Here is a 15,528-nt window from a genome sequence, read left to right on the forward strand (position 1 = left end):
CGGATGATGCTCAGCTGAGGCGTATCACGCTGGGCGAGTCATCGCGGTATAGCTCGTCCACCGCCGCGGCGCGGTTGTCGAGCACGGCACGCTGGTTGATCGAGCCCTTGTCGGTGATCTCGTTGGCATCCAGCCGTGGCGATTTGTCCAGCAGCAGCACCCGCCGCACACGGGTCGAACTGCCGGTGCTACTGGCATCCAGGTCGCGCAGCATCTGCTCGAAGCGCTCGCGCACCTCACCACTGGCGAGCACCGCTGCAGCGTCGGCAGAGTCTGCCAGCCCCGCCAGCTCCCGGCACTTTTCCAAATCGGGAAAGATCAACGCCGAGACGAAGGGCTTGTCGATGCCTGCGATCACTGCGTCCTTCACATGCGGCGCCCCGGCCTCGATGATGCGCGCGCGTAGCGGCCCAACGCTGACCCAGGTGCCGGTATCCAGCTTGAAATCCTCGGTGATACGACCGTCGAAGCGCATGCCGCGCTGCGGCTCGGCAGGATCGATGAACTTGACCGCATCGCCCAGGCAGTAGAAGCCCTCCTCGTCGAAGCTCTTGGCGGTGACTTCGGGCTGGCGCCAGTAGCCCGGCATCACACTGGGGCCCTTCACTCGGCACTCCAGCTTGCCTGCGTTGGGCACTAGTTTGACCGTCACCCCGCGGGCCGGCAGCCCCACCACCCCGGACTGCGACTCCTCCAACGAGGCAAACATCGCCGAGGGCGCGGTCTCGGTGGCACCGAGGCCGGTCAGCATCCCCACCTTGCAGCCCAGGGTCTGAATCGCCAGGCGGTCGAGCTCGTCCCAGATATGCTGGGAGAGTCCCGCCGCCGCGAAGAACATCAGGTTGAGCCGCGAGAAGAAAATCTCGCGCAGGCTATCGTCACGCTTAAGGTAGTCGACCAGGATTTCGAAGCCCTTGGGCACGTTGAAGTAGACCGTCGGCGCGATCTCACGCAGATTGGCGATGGTGGTCTCGAACTCACCAGGTACCGGGCGACCGTCGTCGATGTACAGGCTGCCGCCGTTGTAGAGCACGATGCCGATGTTATGGTTACCACCGAAGGTGTGGTTCCAGGGCAGCCAGTCCACCAGTACCGGTGGTTCGTCGCGCAGAAAGGGCATCTGAGACGCCAGCATCTCCTGGTTGGAGCAGAGCATGCGCTGGGTGTTGATCACGCCCTTGGGCATGCCGGTAGAGCCGGAGGTAAACAGGATCTTGGCGATGGTGTCGGGGCCGACGGCGGCGTGGGCGGCATCGACAGCGTCGCTCACCGGCGTGTCCAGCAGCTCGGCGAAGGGAGCGACGCCCGACATATCGCCGGGCGACAGCGCCAGGCAGGCACAGTCATCGGGGCGCACCGCGGCCAGAGCAGACGCATAATCTTCGGCTTTGTCGACCATCAGCATGCCCGGGGTCAGCAGCTCGACGATATGCCGCAGCTTGCCGTAATCCTTGCTGACCAGGGAGTACGCAGGCGACACCGGGGCAAAGGGGATGCCCACGTACATCGCCGCCAGCGAGAGTAGCAGATGCTCGATGGAGTTGCCGCTAAGGATCGCCAGCGGCCGCTCGCTGCTGAGGCCGCGATCCAGCAGACCTTGCGCCAGCCGCCGCACCTGGGTCAGGGTCTCGGCATAGCTCAACCGCTGCCACTCGCCGTGGCCATCGCGGCGCGCCACGAAGGTGCGCTCCGGGGCCTCATTGGCCCAGCGCGTCAGGCACGCCAGCAGCGTATCGGGATAGTCGCCGAGGGGCTCGGCCACGCGAAGCAGTTGAGTACCATCGGCGCGCGCCGTCAGCTCGGCGGTGGCAGTGCCCACCTGGACATCGCGAAAAGGATAAGACATGGCCGCTCCTACATATTGTGATCACTATCAAGGTCGGGAAGCCCGCTTGCGCTACCCTCGGCATGGGAGCCTTGCTAACATGGCATCCAGTATTTTTTTAAATTGTTTAACTGTCAAACAGTTTATGCAATAAACACACTACGCACCAATCACGATGAAAAACGAAAGAATCATTTAATATCAGGCACATAAAACGATACCGCAGTGCCAGAAAAGCGCTCAGGCGGGACCATGACCCGACTAAAGTTCAACCACAATTTCCGTCTTCGAGGCACCGTCCTATCAGGATCCATACCGACATGAATACAGATGCACAGAATGGAATCGACTACGCCATGCTCCAGTCACGTCTCGGCTATAAATTGCGGCGTGCGCAAATGGTCTACTTCGACGTTTTCTTCGAAGCGTGCGCCCAGGAGGGCATTACACCGGGGCTGTTCAGCATCCTGGCGATTGTCTATCACAACCCCGGACTGACCCAGTCGGCGGTGTCTGCCGCCCTCGACGTGGACCGCTCGGCGATGGTGGCGGCCATCGACAAGCTGGAGGGCATGGAGGTCATCGAGCGGCGCAAGTCGAAGAACGACCGCCGCTCCTATGCCCTCTATCTGACCAAAAAAGGCAAGGCCTTTACCGAGCACCTCAACCAAAAGGTCGAGGCAGGTGAGCAGCGTTTCGATGCCTTCATGCAAGAAGGCGAAAGGGAGTGGCTCCTCGATATCCTCGACCGCATCATCGAGGCGAGGAAGGGGAGCTGATCTCCCCCACCTCGGTCGACTCAGTTACTCATCAGATCGGATAGTGGCGCGGTCCCAACTGCAGGGTCATCCAGCGTAGCTCGGTGAACTCCTCGATGCCGGCCTTGCCGCCAAAGCGTCCGTAGCCGCTGTCCTTGACCCCGCCGAAGGGCATCTGCGGCTCGTCGTGGACGGTCGGCGCGTTGATATGGCAGATGCCCGACTGGATGCGCCCGGCTACCTTGATCGCCCGCGCGGTGTCGCGGCTGAAGACTGCCGCCGAGAGGCCGTACTCACTGTCGTTGGCGACGCGAATCGCCTCCTCCTCACCGTCGACGCGGATCACCGCCACCACCGGGCCGAACGACTCCTCCGAGTAGAGGCGCATCTGCTCGGTCACGCCGTCGACCACCGTGGCCTGCATCACCACTCCGTCGGCCTTGCCGCCGGCGGCCAGCCGCGCACCCTGGCTCTCGGCATCGTCGAGCAGCGCATTGAGCTTGGTGCCCGACTCGGCATTGATCAGGGTGCCAAGGGCGTTGCCCTCGGCGCGGGGGTCGCCGGCCTTGAGCGCCTTGGCCCGGGCGGCGAATTTCTCGACGAAGGCGTCGGCGACGCTGCTATCGACGATCAGCCGCTCGGTGGACATGCAGATCTGGCCCTGGTTGAAGAAGGCACCGAAGATCGCCGCATCCACCGCGGCGTCGAGATCGGCGTCGTCGAGCACCAGCAGCGGTGCCTTGCCGCCCAGCTCCAGCAGCGCCGGCTTGAGATGCTTGGCGGCCTGCTCGGCAATGATGCGCCCCACCTGGGTCGAGCCGGTGAAGTTGACACGACGCACGGCAGGGTGCTCGACCAGCGCCGCCACCACCTCCGGAGCGTCGTCAGGGGCGTTGGTGATCACGTTGACCACGCCGTCGCCGAGCCCCGCTTCGACCAGCACCTCACCGATCAGATGATGGGTCGCCGGGCACTGCTCCGAGGCCTTGAGGATCACGCTGTTGCCGCACGCCAGCGGCGTGGCCACGGCGCGGGTGCCGAGGATGATCGGCGCGTTCCATGGCGCGATGCCCAGCACCACGCCACACGGTACGCGCACGCCCATGGCCATGTTGTCGGGCACGTTGGAGGGGATCACATCGCCCTGGATCTGGGTGGTCAGAGCAGCGGCTTCGCGCAGCATGCCGGCGGCCACCATCACGTTGAAGCCGGCCCAAGCGGGGGTGGCGCCGGTCTCGTCGACCATGCGGTCGATGAACTCCGCCTGGCGCGCCTCCATCAGGTCGGCGGCCTTGAGCAGCTTGGCGCGGCGCTCGCCGGGGCCGCTCTGCGACCAGCTGGCGAAGGCCGTCTGCGCGGCCTCGGCGGCACGCTTGGCATCCGCTACCGTGGCCGCCGCCGCAGTGGTCACCGCCTCGGTACTAAGCGGGTTGTGTCGGGCAAAGGTCGCCCCGCCCTGGGCGGCGCTGGTGGCGCCGCCGATCAGCAGGTCTAGCTTGGTCATCTCATCGCTCCTTGTCGTCGCTTAGATAAGCCATAGGGTCAGTACCGGGAAGGCAATCAACAGCACCAGGCGCAGCAGGTCGGCAACGATGAACGGCGCCACGCCACGGTAGATCTCTCCCAGCTTGACGTGAGGCGCCATGGCCTTGATCACGAACACGTTCATGCCCACCGGTGGCGTCACCAGGCCCAGCTCCACCGTCAATACGGTGAGAATGCCGAACCAGATCGGGTCGATCCCTAGCATGGTGATGATCGGGAACACCACCGGCACGGTGATCACCAGCATGGCGATGGAGTCCATGAACATGCCGAGCACGAAGTACATCAGCAGGATCAGCAGCAGGATGAAGATCGTCGGCACGTCCAGCCCGCCCAGGAACTGGCTGATACTGAACGAGATCCGCGACACCGAGATGAAGTAGCCCAGCGTCTCGGCGCCCATCAGCATGAAGAACACCACCGCCGACAGCGCCAGGGTCTCCTGCACGCTGCGCCACAGCCCGGCCAGGCGCATGCCCTTGTAGAGCGCATACAGCATAGTGGCGAAGGCGCCTACCGCGGCCCCTTCGGTGGGCGTGAACATGCCCTGGTAGATGCCGAAGATAATGATCACGAAGACCGTGAAGAACGGCACCAGACCGGCGATCGACTTGAGCTTCTCCAACGCGCTGGAGGGCTCGCCGGGTACCGCCAGCTCGGGCTTGAGGCGCATCACCACGGTCACCGTGAGGGCGTAGAACAGCAGCCCCATCAGGCCAGGGATCAGCCCCGCGGCGAACATGTCGCCCACCGACTGCTCGGTGATCACCGCATAGATCAGCAGCGCGATGCTCGGCGGAATCATGATGCCCAGGGTACCGCCGGCGGCCAGCGTACCGGTGGCCAGCGAGCGCGCGTAGCCGTGCTTCTCCATCTCCGGCAGCGCGACCCGGGTCATGGTGCTGGCGGTGGCCAGCGACGACCCGGAGATCGCCGAGAACACCCCGCAGGAGCCCACCGTGGCGATCGCCATGCCACCTTTCCAGCCGCCGCACATCACCCGGGTGGAGTTGAACAGCATCCCGGCCATGCCGGAGTGGGCCGCCAGCACTCCCATCAGGATGAACATCGGAATGGCGCTGAAGCTGTAGCTGGAGAGCACATCCACCGGCACCGACTTGACCATCGACACCGCCGCCCCCCAGGAGATAACCTGGGCGAAGCCGACCACGCCGACGATCAGCATCGCCAACGCCACCGGCACGCGCAGTACCAGCAGTACCAGCAGCCCGATCAGGCCGAGGCCGCCAATCATTTCACTGCTCATTGGCGCCTCCCCCTTCGGTGGCGAACAGACTGCCGAGCAGCACATGGATCAGGCTGCGCGCGGCGAGCAGCGCGCACAGCACGGCGCCGAACTGATAGATCGGCCCCATCGGGATGCGCAGGTCCTGGGTGACCTGGCCACGCCGCGCGGCGCTGGCCGCCTCCTGCCATAGCCCCAGGGTCATCAGCACGCCGAGCACGCAGAAGCCGATCAGGTAGATGCCGCCGAGGCGCTGCTTGAAGGCCTCGGGCAGGCGGTGGCTGAAGGCCTCCACCACCACCTGGCTCTTCTCGATATTGGCCGCCATGGCCGCCAGCAGTGCGAACATCATCAGGTAGCTGACCAGCTCCACGCTGCCGCTGACGCTCCAGTTGACGCTGCCGGCGGTGAGCCGGAACAGTAGTCGCGTCAGCACGTCGGCCATGGTCACGCTCATCAGCGCCAGCAGGGCAATGCCCGCCACCAGCTGCCCCAGCCGGGCCAGCCAGTGACTCGTCGTCGTCAGGAGTTGCATTCACAGGCTCCGATCAGCGCTGCGCCGGGCAGTTGTCACGCGCGTCCATGGCGGCCTGATAGACCTCCCGGGCGTTGTCGATGCCGCGCTCCTCGAGCTCGTCGAGATAGGTTTCGATGCCGGCCTTGAGCGGCTCGGCCCAGTCGTCGTGCTCCAGCGGGTTGTCGATCACGCGGATGGTATGACCGGCCTCCTCGGCTTCGGCCTTGCCGGCTTCATCGAGGCCGTCGAACACGCCACCGGCGATCTCGCTCCAGGCCATGCCCATGTTGTCCTCGATCACCGCCTGCTGCGCTTCGCTCAGACCGTCGAAGCTGCGCTGGCTCATGGTGGCGACGAAGATCAGCGAGTAGAACGGTACCTGGGTGTGGTAGCTGGCCAACTCGTTGAGGCGGAACACCTTCATGCCCTCCCACGGGAAGCTCAGGCCATCCACTACGCCACGCTGCAGCGAGGTGTAGATATCCGGCGCCGGCATACCCACCGGCTGGGCGCCGAGGTTCTCGAGCATCTGCCCGGCTACCGCGGTGGGCCGACGGATGCGCAGGCCGGCCAGGTCATCCGGCGACTGGATATCGGTGTCGGTGGTGTGCAGGTAGCCCGGCCCGGTGGTGAACATGAACAGCACCTTGGTGTCGTCGTACTCGCTCTCCAAGTAGCCGTCGTCATACAAGCCCTGCAGGATGCAGGCGCCCTGGCTGGCGGTATCCGAGACACCTGGCAGCTCGACGATCTGCGACAGCGGAAAGCGACCGGCAGTATAGCCCTGGGCGGTGATGGCGATGTCCGAGATGCCGTTGACCACGCCCTGATAGGCGGCATCAGCCTGGGTCAGGGTCTGGGAGGGATAGTTCTCGACGCTCAACTCGCCCCCGGACTGCTCCTCGATGGTATCGGCCCAGGCCTGGAAGATTTCCTGGTTGATGCCCGAGCCATCCGGCCAGAAATGCGACATGCGCAGCGTGGTGGCGTGAGCGGTGGTGGCGAGGCCGGCGACGGAGAGCGCCAGCAGGCAAGGGAGAAGCTTGCGGTTCATCAGGAACCTCCGGGGTTATCGTTATCGATGATACAGTTCGCGATACGAACTAACGTTCGCAATACTGAGTAAAAGCTAACCCACCCGATGGATTTTCGATAACCCACTTTGGTCTTAATTGAATGGCTGAATGGCCCTTAGCGCCCGAATTTGGCGCATTACATGGCGCTGGCCGCACGTCGACACAGGGCAAAAGCGCAGACCCTTCTTGGACATTTGGCATATCGGCAATACGACATCGGGCCGCGGTGATCTCAGCCGCCGTCTCGGGCCACGTCCGCTTCTGGATCCAAATCGAACAGCGCGCCGTAGCGCAGGCCGATATAGGCGTGCTCGCGCATCAGCATCTCGGCGCGCGCCCCCTCCCCGCGCTGCAGCGCCTGAAAGACCAGCTGATGCTGCTGATGGGCCAGGTAGAGCTTCTGGTACTCGCGGTTTAGCGCGGCGCTGTCGATGACGATGGAGTCCGCAGAGGCGAACGGCAGGTGGTTGTTGCGCTGGATCGCATCGCCGATCACCCGGCTACCGGTGGCCTCGACGATGGCGCGATGGAAGGTTTCGTTGAGCGTGCTCCAGCGCGCGATATCGGCCTCCTCAAGATACCCCTTGCCCAGCAGGTCAGCCCCGCGGGCGATACAGCCTTCGAGCTGCTCACGCACCACAGGCGGCAAGCCGCGTTCGGCGAGGCGCCGCGCCGCCAGCCCCTCCAGCGCACCGCGCACCTCCACCGCGCACAACACGTCCTCCTGGGAGAACTCGCGCACCACGAAGCCGCGCTTGTTGGCCCGCTGCAGCAGCCCCTCCTGCTCTAGGGTGCGGAAGGCTAGGCGCACCGGCGTACGCGACACCCCCAGTTGCTCGGCCACCCGCACCTCGCCGATACGTTCACCGGGCTGGTAGCCGCCTTCGCTGATCAGCTTGCGCAGCCGTGTCACCACGCTCTTGTCGTCACTACTCACCTGTTTTCCTTAGTGTTGTGTAAGGGGACCTTCAGATCGGCAGACTGGATCCAACTAAAGCATATATTGACCACGGCAAGCCACATAGCCTGTACTTTGGATCCAATAATAGCTAACCCATCAAATGGTTTAGCCATATAACAGCTTAACCGTGAACGAGGAGATAGCGTAATGTTCCCCAAGAATACCTGGTACGTGGCCTGCACCCCTGACGAGATCGACGAGAAGCCCCTCGGCCGCACCATCTGCAACGAAACGATCGTGTTCTTTCGCGGCGAAGGCGGCAAGGTCGCTGCAGTGGAGGACTTCTGCCCCCACCGCGGCGCCCCCCTCTCGCTGGGCTTCGTCCGAGACGGTCAGCTGGTGTGTGGCTACCACGGCCTGGAGATGGGCGGCGACGGCAAGTGCTCCAGCATGCCTGGGCAGCGGGTGCGCGGCTTTCCCTCGCTGCGCGCCTACCCGGTCGAGGAGCGCCACGGTTTCATCTGGGTCTGGCCCGGCGACGCCGAGCAGGCCGACCCCGCCGAGATCCCCGAGCTGCACTGGGCCCACGACCCCGAGTGGGCCTATGGCGGTGGGCTCTACCACGTCAACTGCGGCTACCGGCTGATGATCGACAACCTCATGGACCTGACCCATGAGACCTACGTCCACGCCTCCAGCATCGGCCAGCCGGAGATCGAGGAAGCCGCCCCCGACACCCAGGTCAACGGCAACGAGGTGACCACCAGCCGGCATATGGAGAACATCCCCGCGCCGCCCTTCTGGCAGGCCGCCCTGCGCGGCAACGACCTGGCCGATGACGTTCCCGTGGACCGCTGGCAGATCTGTCGCTTCACGCCGCCCAGCCACGTGATGATCGAGGTCGGCGTGGCCCACGCCGGCAAGGGCGGCTACGACGCCCCGGATGCCTACAAGGCGGCCAGCATCGTGGTCGACTTCATCACCCCCGAGACCGAGACCTCGATCTGGTACTTCTGGGGCATGGCGCGCCACTTCAAGCCCCAGGACCAGGCTCTGACCGACAAGATCCGCGAGGGCCAGGGCAAGATCTTCGCCGAGGACCTGGAGATGCTCGAAGCGCAGCAGCGCAACCTGCTCGCCTACCCCGAACGCCAGCTGCTCAAGCTCAATATCGACGGCGGCGGTGTGCAGGCGCGGCGCATCATCGAGCGGCTGATCGCCGAGGAGCAAGACGCCACGGCGGTGGAGAAGGCGTCATGAGTGCACTGCCGCTGTCGATGTTCGTCGAGGTCACCGCAAAGCACCAGACCGCCGAGGACATCGTGGTCATCGAGCTGGCCGACCCCCACGGTCGGCCGCTGCCCGCCTTCAGCGCCGGGGCACATATCGACGTGCGTGTCCCGGCACCGGGCCAGGACGGGCTGGTCCGCCAGTACTCGCTGTGCAATCACCCCGAGGAGCGCGACCGCTATCGACTCGGCATCCTGCGTGAGCCCAACTCGCGGGGCGGCTCGACGGCCATGCACGACACGGTCGAGATCGGCGACCTGATCGCCATCAGTGCGCCCAAGAACCACTTCCCCCTCGAGCCCGCCGGCCGCAGCCTGCTGTTCGCCGGCGGCATCGGTATTACCCCGCTGCTGTGCATGGCCGAGCGCCTGGCGCATACCCAAGCCGACTTCGAACTGCACTACTGCACCCGCTCGGCGGCGCGCACCGCTTTTCTCGACGAGATCCGCGCGGCCGACTTCGCCGACCGCGTGCAGCTGCACTTCGACGACGGCGACGCCGCCCAGAAGCTCGACCTCGCCAGCCTGGCGGCGACGCCGGATCCCGACACCCAGGTCTACGTCTGCGGCCCGGCGGGCTTCATCGATCACGTGCTGAGCACCTTTCGCGACCACGGCTGGCCGGAGGCGCAGCTGCACACCGAGTACTTCAGCGGCGCCGAGACCGCCCGCGACGATGACGGCAGCTTCGAGGTCAAGATCGCCAGCAGCGGCGCCAGCTTCCAGATACCCGCCGACAAGACCGTGCACCAGGTGCTCAGCGAGAACGGCATCGAGATCATGGTCTCCTGCGAACAGGGCGTCTGCGGCACCTGCCTGACACGGGTGCTCGAGGGCGAGCCCGACCACCGCGACCTCTACCTCGATGACCACGAGCACGCCGCCAACGACCAATTCACCCCCTGCTGCTCAAGAGCCAAGAGCAAGACCCTGGTGCTCGACCTCTGACCCGACACCCATAACCATAATCAGAGAGGTTCCCATGACCCTGACTGCACGCCCCACCCGACTCGCCGCCGGCATGGCACTGGCCGCTGGCCTGGCCGCCCTGCCGGCCCTGGCAGAAGCCACCACCCTGCGCATCGCCCACGTCTGGCCCGGCGGTTCGATGGTCGACCGTGAGCTGTTCGGCGCCTGGGCCGAGAGCGTCGAGGAGGCCTCCGAGGGCCGCCTCAGCGTCGAGATCTACCCCGGCCAGACCCTCGCCAGCGCCGACAACACCTACCAGGGCGCCGTCAGCGGCATCGCCGATATCGGCGCCACCGCCCAGGGCTACAGCGCCGGCCGCTTCCCGCTGACCCAGGTCATCGAGCTGCCCGGGGTATCGCTGAGCAGCCGCCAGGGCTCATGCATCCTGCAGTCGCTCTACGACGACGGCCACCTGGATGACGAATACGACGACTCCCACGTCCTGTTCATGTTCACCACCGGCCCCGGCTACCTGCATACCAGCGACCGCCTGATCGAGACGCCGAGCGACCTCGAAGGGCTGCGCATGCGGCGCCCCACCGCCGTGGTCGGCGACATGTTCTCGCGGCTCGGCGCCCAGGCCATCGGCATGCCGGCGCCGGACGTCTTCACCTCGATGCAGCGCGGCGCCATCGACGGGCTCAGCTTCAACTGGGAGGGCATGAAGACCTTCCGCCTCAACGAGCAGGCCCACTATCACACCGAAGTGCCGCTCTACGACCTGGCGCTCACCGCCACCATGAACCGCGACACCTATGAGAGCCTGCCCGACGACCTGCGCCAGGTCATCGACGACCACAGCGGCCTCGAGTGGTCGCTGCGCGCCGCCGCCGTCTACGACGAGCTGATTCGCCAGGGCCGCGAGGAAGCACAAGAGGCCGGCCACGAGTTCCTGGTCATCGATGACGCCATGAACGACGATGCCTGGGGTCCGGTACTGCAAGAGACCATCGACCGCTACCTGGCTGATACCGGTGGTGAAGCCGAGACCCTCTACGCAGAGAGCCTGCGTCTCCAACAGGAGAGCTGTGACGTGTGATGCCAAGGCGTCGGCGTCCTCCGTTGCCCCGCTATGGCGGGGCTTTTTTGTGGCGGAAAATCGACGCGCAGCTATTCTTCAGATTGAAAGTGGGCCTAATCAAAGAGCCGTTAAGACTAGCGACTCCATTTTTCACCTGATGCCTATTTTAATTAGCCAGGAGGGTAGCTTGTTACCGTAATGATTATAGATGCATGGAAAAACAAGCTGATGACCAAAGCAAACGTAACCATGTAAGGATGAAGTCCCTCATCACGCCCAAATACAACAACACCTACTAAAGCCATGCTTGTCCACGTCAATCCCTGTAGTTCTTTATTTTACTAACAGACTTCCAAACGTACACAACACATGTACCCACCATAAAATAAATCAATATGATGGAAAGAGCTGTTTTTTCAAAGAAAAGTTCTTTGTCCACTATCTCACCAGCTGCAAAGATGAAGAAAATAATTACAGCGTAGGACAAAAGAGTTGCGCTTCCCCCGATTCTTTTGACGTTATCCTTTAGCAACCTAGACACAAAAACAACCACAGAGAGCATAAACAATAACATAATATCCAACATTGCTAGCGCCCTCTACTTCCGTTTGCATAATTACCAACACCATTATAGACACCTATGCCTGAAGCACCCGCCTCAACAGTTAAACCCGTTGCAGTTGCACTTTGATAGGCCGGTATAAAGTCGTCAGGCAAGCTACGAAATAGCTGAAAGGTATCGGGGTTCCGCACCGGTCTCAACAGCCCGCCTACAGAAGTGCCTAGATTTGCACCATCTACTGTCAGATTACCCAACTGTTCCCCTAGCTGATCAACAGCTGCCTCACGAGCGAAGCCCCTTCCACTCTCAGAAAATCCTTCTTGTATATTGCTGGCCCCTAAGCCTGCAATAGGAGCACCAGCTACGCAGCCAGCCACCGTTTTACAGAGGGCACCACCTAATAGCACTTGGCCACCCCCACCTATGACAGTAGCAGTGCGTGTGAGCACTTCCATACCTTCATCACGAATAAAACGAGGAATCATTCGTGAATGGAATTTGATCGTCTCCCAAGCACTCAACCCCAGCGGATCCACCATCCCGGTCGGGTTGCTGACATACCCATACAGGTTGGTGCCGCCGTTCAGGCCAATCGGGTCCTGGCTGATGTAGCGCCCCTGCTGTGGATCGTAGTAGCGGTGGCGGTTGTAGTAGAGGCCCGATTCTTCATCGTACCACTGGCCCTGGAAGCGGATCGGCTGGGGCGTGTTGCCGCGCTCATTCCTGACAGCGGCCCAGTCATCAGGCTGGGCCTGCCATAGGGTCTCGCCCTTTGGCGTAACGAGCTGCATGGGGGTGCCCAGGGCATCGGTGACATAAGCACTGATCTGCTTGGGCGCGTCGTGGCCGGCTTGGTCGATTCTGAGCATGGGCACGAAGCTACCCGGTTCGTAGACCACGGTGGTTTGGTGGCGCTCTTTCGCTTCGTGCACGAGCCGGTCGCCGTCCCAGCCGTAGTGGGTGGTGGCGGTGGTGCCGTTGGCGTGTTGGACGGTCTTGCTGATGCGCCGCCCCAGGGCGTCGTAGCGGTAGTGGGCTTCCTGGGTGGTGCCCTGGGGGCTGGTGCGAGCCAAGCGTACCAGGCGGTTGGCACCGTCGTAGCCGAGGCTGAGGCGCTCGCCGTTGCGCTGTTCACGCTCGATCAGGTTACCGGCGCCATCATAGCGGTAGCGGGTGCCATCGAGCTGGGTCTGACGGTTGTCGGGCTGGGCGCTGGCTTGGCCTTCGAGGCGGTTGCCGGCGGCGTCCACCGGGTAGCGCTGGGCGCGGTCGCCGTGCTGGCTGGCGATCAACCGCCCGGCGGGGTCGTAGGTGTAGGCGATGACCGGGCTGCTACCGCCCTGACCGGCGCTGCGGAAGCTGAGCCGGCCAAGGGTATCGTAGCGGTAGTGCTGCTCATCCTTGGCGCTGCCGGGGCCGCGCAGGCTGAGATGATCGAGCTGGCCGAGCGCGGTATAGCCGCGCTCGAGGATCAGCGGCTGGGGCTGGTCGGCGGCGCTCAGGCGGCGCTGGGTCTCGCGGTGCAGGGCGTCGGGCTCCAGGGCGATCTCGAACCTGAGGCCTGGGGCGCTCATGCCGTGCAGGTGGCCGCTGCCGTAGGTGTGCCAATTCAGCGCGGGTAGGTCACCGAACTGGCTGGCCTGGGGCGCGCCGTTGGCGGTCAGGCGTTGCTCGTGCTGCCAGCGCCAGCCCATGGTTTCGCTGGTGGTATCGCCCTGGGCGAGATGCTGCTGGCGTTCGCCCACTGGGCGCCCCGCTGCGTCATAGGCCAGGCGAACCTCTCCATCGGCATTGCTGGCGCCGCTGAGCTGGCCGTCGGCGCGCCACTGGTAGCGCTCGGTGCTGGCCGGGGCCGAATCGGTTGCGGGCAGATGGCGGGCGATCAGCCGACCGTTGGCATCGAACTCATAATGAACGGCGAGCGGCTGCCCGTCGGGACCGAGCCGGTGGGCTTCGGTGCGCGTACTCAGTTGACCTGCGGCGTCGTAGGCGTAGCGCTGCTCACGGCCGTCCGGACCGGTTTCGCTGACGAGGCGATCCATGTCGTCATAGGTAAAGCGGTAGACGGCGCCGTTGGCCAGGGTCAGTTTGCTGAGTCGGCCGGCGGCGTCGTAGGCATAGTGCTCCTGGCCGGTATCAGCGTCGATGCGACGCTCGGGGCGACCTTGGGCATCGAAGAAGAACTGTTGGCGATACCCTAGTGGCCCCTCGACCTCCACCAGCCGCCCCTGCGGGTCATGGTGGTGCTGCCAGCGGCTGCCGTCGGGGAGCTGGGTGGCGATGCGCCGGCCCATCTCGTCATGGCTGGTGCGGGTGGTCTCGCCCAGGGCGTTGGTCACGGCGAGCAGATGACCGCGACTGTCGTAGTCGTAGCGAGTGCACTGCTCGGAGCAGTCGGTCTCGACGGCGAGCTGGCCCAGGGCGTTCCACTCGAGCTGGCGAGTGTTGCCGCCGGCATCGGTGACGGCGGTGGGGCGATCAGGCAGGCTGTCGGTGCCGTAGCGGAAGATGGTGGTGCCTTCGGGGCCGACGACCTGGGTGAGGTTGCCACGGGCATCGCGCTCGAGCTGCCAGTGGAGGTTTTCCGGGCCGGCCAGCGCGGTGGGCTCGCCCAGAGCATCGCGGGTGATGGTCCAACGGCTGCCGTCGGGGCCTCTCTGGGCGATCACCTGCCCGCTTTCATCGCGTTCGAGCGCGGTCTCGCGACCCAGCGGGTCGACGCTGGCGATGCGCTGTCCGGCGTGATCGTAGCGGTATTGGATAACCGAGCCGTCGGCACGGGTGTGGGCCGTCCAGCGCTGGCCGGGGCCAGTGCCGCTGAAGTGATAGCGCTCCTCGCGACCGAGGCTGTCGGTCACCAGGGTGTGATCCGGGTGGTAGGCGTAGGTGCGTGCCAGGCCGCCGCTCTCCTCCTGGGCGATGACCCGGCCTTCCGGCGTATACCGATCCCAGGTGTAGCGAGCTTCCATGCCCCCGGGCACACGGTGGGCGGTGAGCATATGCGCTTGCCACTCGAACTCGCGGACCACCTCGCCATGGCGATGGCGCACGGCGATCAGATCGCCTTCAGGGCTGTAGGCGTAGCGCACCAGCCAGTCGTCCTGGCGGCTGCCATCGGCCTCACCTACCAGGCGTACGCCGCTGAGGCGCTGGCCGCTGTCCTGCGCGCTGGCGGGCAGCAACGCCTCGTACTCGAAAGCATAGTGGCGCCCGGCGCTGTCCTCGACCTGGACGAGCAGCTCGGCTTCCCAGCGGTAGGTGGTGGCGTAGCCGTTGCGGTCCAGTTCCTGGGCGAGGCGCCAGGTGGACGATGCCGCCTGCGTCGGTGCGAAGACGTAGTAGAGGCCACCGGCATCGCTCAGCACGATGGTCTGCGGGTCGTGGCGCAGGGTGTCGGGCAGTGCCGCCCAGCGAACGCTTTCACCATCTTTGCCCGCTTCCTGCGCGGTCGGCTCGCCACCGCGCCGCAGCCACAGCTGCTCGGTGGGCGAATAGCGCGACTGCCCCGGCGCCAGGGCGCCGAAGGTGATGTCGCGGCCTTGGGCGTCGTGGATCACGCAGGCATCGTCCCGCAGGGTGAGCGAGAGGCTGTCGCCGGGCACCGACCACCCCTGCCCCAGCACACCGATACGGGCGTTGGCGGAGAGGTAGCCGCGCGAGAATACGAAGGGTCGCGGTGCCGGCAGGGCGAAGTCCGTCTCGGCGGGCAGCAGCTTGGCGCCCAGCAGCGGGTTGACCGGGCTGCCCACGGCGGGCTCGCAGGCACTGCAGCGGTTGGCCAGGCCATCGAGCATGGCGGGATCGTTGAGATCCAGCAGG

General features: G+C 64.6%; 11 protein-coding genes. 4 read left to right on the forward strand and 7 right to left on the reverse strand.

Features of this window, described 5'->3' with window-relative positions:
* Window positions 1-10: 10 nt before the first annotated feature.
* Window positions 11-1,846 carry a feruloyl-CoA synthase gene (locus BLT16_RS15175; RefSeq protein ID WP_089659364.1) on the reverse strand — a complete coding sequence of 612 codons (1,836 nt, stop codon included), beginning with the start codon at window positions 1,844-1,846 and terminating at the stop codon, window positions 11-13.
* Window positions 1,847-2,145: 299 nt separating this feature from the next.
* Here BLT16_RS15175 and BLT16_RS15180 point away from each other — a divergent pair, with 299 nt between their 5' ends.
* Complete coding sequence (locus BLT16_RS15180) at window positions 2,146-2,604, forward strand: MarR family winged helix-turn-helix transcriptional regulator (protein WP_089659365.1); 459 nt, start codon at window positions 2,146-2,148, stop codon at window positions 2,602-2,604.
* Between the two features lie 31 nt (window positions 2,605-2,635).
* Here the strand turns inward: BLT16_RS15180 and BLT16_RS15185 are convergent, their stop codons facing one another.
* The 5 genes from BLT16_RS15185 to BLT16_RS15205 all read right to left on the reverse strand — a co-directional run bounded on the left by BLT16_RS15185 (window position 2,636) and on the right by BLT16_RS15205 (window position 7,904).
* Window positions 2,636-4,087: an aldehyde dehydrogenase gene (locus tag BLT16_RS15185; RefSeq protein ID WP_089659366.1), complete on the reverse strand. Its 1,452-nt coding sequence runs from the start codon at window positions 4,085-4,087 to the stop codon at window positions 2,636-2,638.
* 21 nt (window positions 4,088-4,108) lie between these two features.
* On the reverse strand, window positions 4,109-5,395 hold the full coding sequence (locus tag BLT16_RS15190; RefSeq protein ID WP_089659367.1) for a TRAP transporter large permease: 1,287 nt from the start codon (window positions 5,393-5,395) through the stop codon (window positions 4,109-4,111).
* Window positions 5,385-5,909 carry a TRAP transporter small permease gene (locus BLT16_RS15195; RefSeq protein ID WP_089659368.1) on the reverse strand — a complete coding sequence of 175 codons (525 nt, stop codon included), beginning with the start codon at window positions 5,907-5,909 and terminating at the stop codon, window positions 5,385-5,387. The genes BLT16_RS15190 and BLT16_RS15195 overlap by 11 nt, the downstream gene beginning before the upstream one ends.
* 13 nt (window positions 5,910-5,922) lie before the next feature.
* Window positions 5,923-6,945, reverse strand: coding sequence for a TRAP transporter substrate-binding protein (locus tag BLT16_RS15200; RefSeq protein WP_089659369.1), 1,023 nt, complete (start codon window positions 6,943-6,945; stop codon window positions 5,923-5,925).
* Between the two features lie 254 nt (window positions 6,946-7,199).
* Entirely contained in the window at window positions 7,200-7,904 is a 705-nt protein-coding gene (locus tag BLT16_RS15205) for a GntR family transcriptional regulator (RefSeq protein WP_089659370.1), read from the reverse strand.
* Between the two features lie 171 nt (window positions 7,905-8,075).
* On the opposite strand from BLT16_RS15205, the gene BLT16_RS15210 reads away from it, so the two are divergent.
* The 3 genes from BLT16_RS15210 to BLT16_RS15220 are packed head-to-tail and all read left to right on the forward strand — an operon-like array spanning window position 8,076 to window position 11,165.
* Window positions 8,076-9,128 carry an aromatic ring-hydroxylating dioxygenase subunit alpha gene (locus BLT16_RS15210; RefSeq protein WP_089659371.1) on the forward strand — a complete coding sequence of 351 codons (1,053 nt, stop codon included), beginning with the start codon at window positions 8,076-8,078 and terminating at the stop codon, window positions 9,126-9,128.
* A complete protein-coding gene (locus tag BLT16_RS15215) occupies window positions 9,125-10,105 on the forward strand; it encodes a PDR/VanB family oxidoreductase (protein WP_089659372.1) in 981 nt (326 codons plus the stop codon). Before BLT16_RS15210 ends, BLT16_RS15215 begins: the two co-directional genes overlap by 4 nt.
* A 34-nt stretch (window positions 10,106-10,139) precedes the next feature.
* Entirely contained in the window at window positions 10,140-11,165 is a 1,026-nt protein-coding gene (locus BLT16_RS15220; RefSeq protein ID WP_089659373.1) for a TRAP transporter substrate-binding protein, read from the forward strand.
* A 570-nt stretch (window positions 11,166-11,735) separates the two neighbouring features.
* Here BLT16_RS15220 and BLT16_RS21055 read toward each other — a convergent pair.
* Window positions 11,736-15,503 carry an RHS repeat-associated core domain-containing protein gene (locus BLT16_RS21055; RefSeq protein WP_245701712.1) on the reverse strand — a complete coding sequence of 1,256 codons (3,768 nt, stop codon included), beginning with the start codon at window positions 15,501-15,503 and terminating at the stop codon, window positions 11,736-11,738.
* Window positions 15,504-15,528: the final 25 nt, after the last annotated feature.

Origin of the sequence: Franzmannia pantelleriensis (assembly GCF_900102875.1) — a bacterium.
Classification (GTDB): Bacteria; Pseudomonadota; Gammaproteobacteria; order Pseudomonadales; family Halomonadaceae; genus Franzmannia; species Franzmannia pantelleriensis.

Coding starts and splice junctions, on each gene's coding strand:
- BLT16_RS15175 (WP_089659364.1), bottom strand. CDS start 1,846: ATGTCTTATCCTTTTCGCGATGTCCAGGTGGGCACTGCCACCGCCGAG.
- BLT16_RS15210 (WP_089659371.1), top strand. CDS start 8,076: ATGTTCCCCAAGAATACCTGGTACGTGGCCTGCACCCCTGACGAGATC.
- BLT16_RS15190 (WP_089659367.1), bottom strand. CDS start 5,395: ATGAGCAGTGAAATGATTGGCGGCCTCGGCCTGATCGGGCTGCTGGTA.
- BLT16_RS15180 (WP_089659365.1), top strand. CDS start 2,146: ATGAATACAGATGCACAGAATGGAATCGACTACGCCATGCTCCAGTCA.
- BLT16_RS15220 (WP_089659373.1), top strand. CDS start 10,140: ATGACCCTGACTGCACGCCCCACCCGACTCGCCGCCGGCATGGCACTG.
- BLT16_RS15200 (WP_089659369.1), bottom strand. CDS start 6,945: ATGAACCGCAAGCTTCTCCCTTGCCTGCTGGCGCTCTCCGTCGCCGGC.
- BLT16_RS15195 (WP_089659368.1), bottom strand. CDS start 5,909: ATGCAACTCCTGACGACGACGAGTCACTGGCTGGCCCGGCTGGGGCAG.
- BLT16_RS15185 (WP_089659366.1), bottom strand. CDS start 4,087: ATGACCAAGCTAGACCTGCTGATCGGCGGCGCCACCAGCGCCGCCCAG.
- BLT16_RS15215 (WP_089659372.1), top strand. CDS start 9,125: ATGAGTGCACTGCCGCTGTCGATGTTCGTCGAGGTCACCGCAAAGCAC.
- BLT16_RS21055 (WP_245701712.1), bottom strand. CDS start 15,503: ATGCTCGATGGCCTGGCCAACCGCTGCAGTGCCTGCGAGCCCGCCGTG.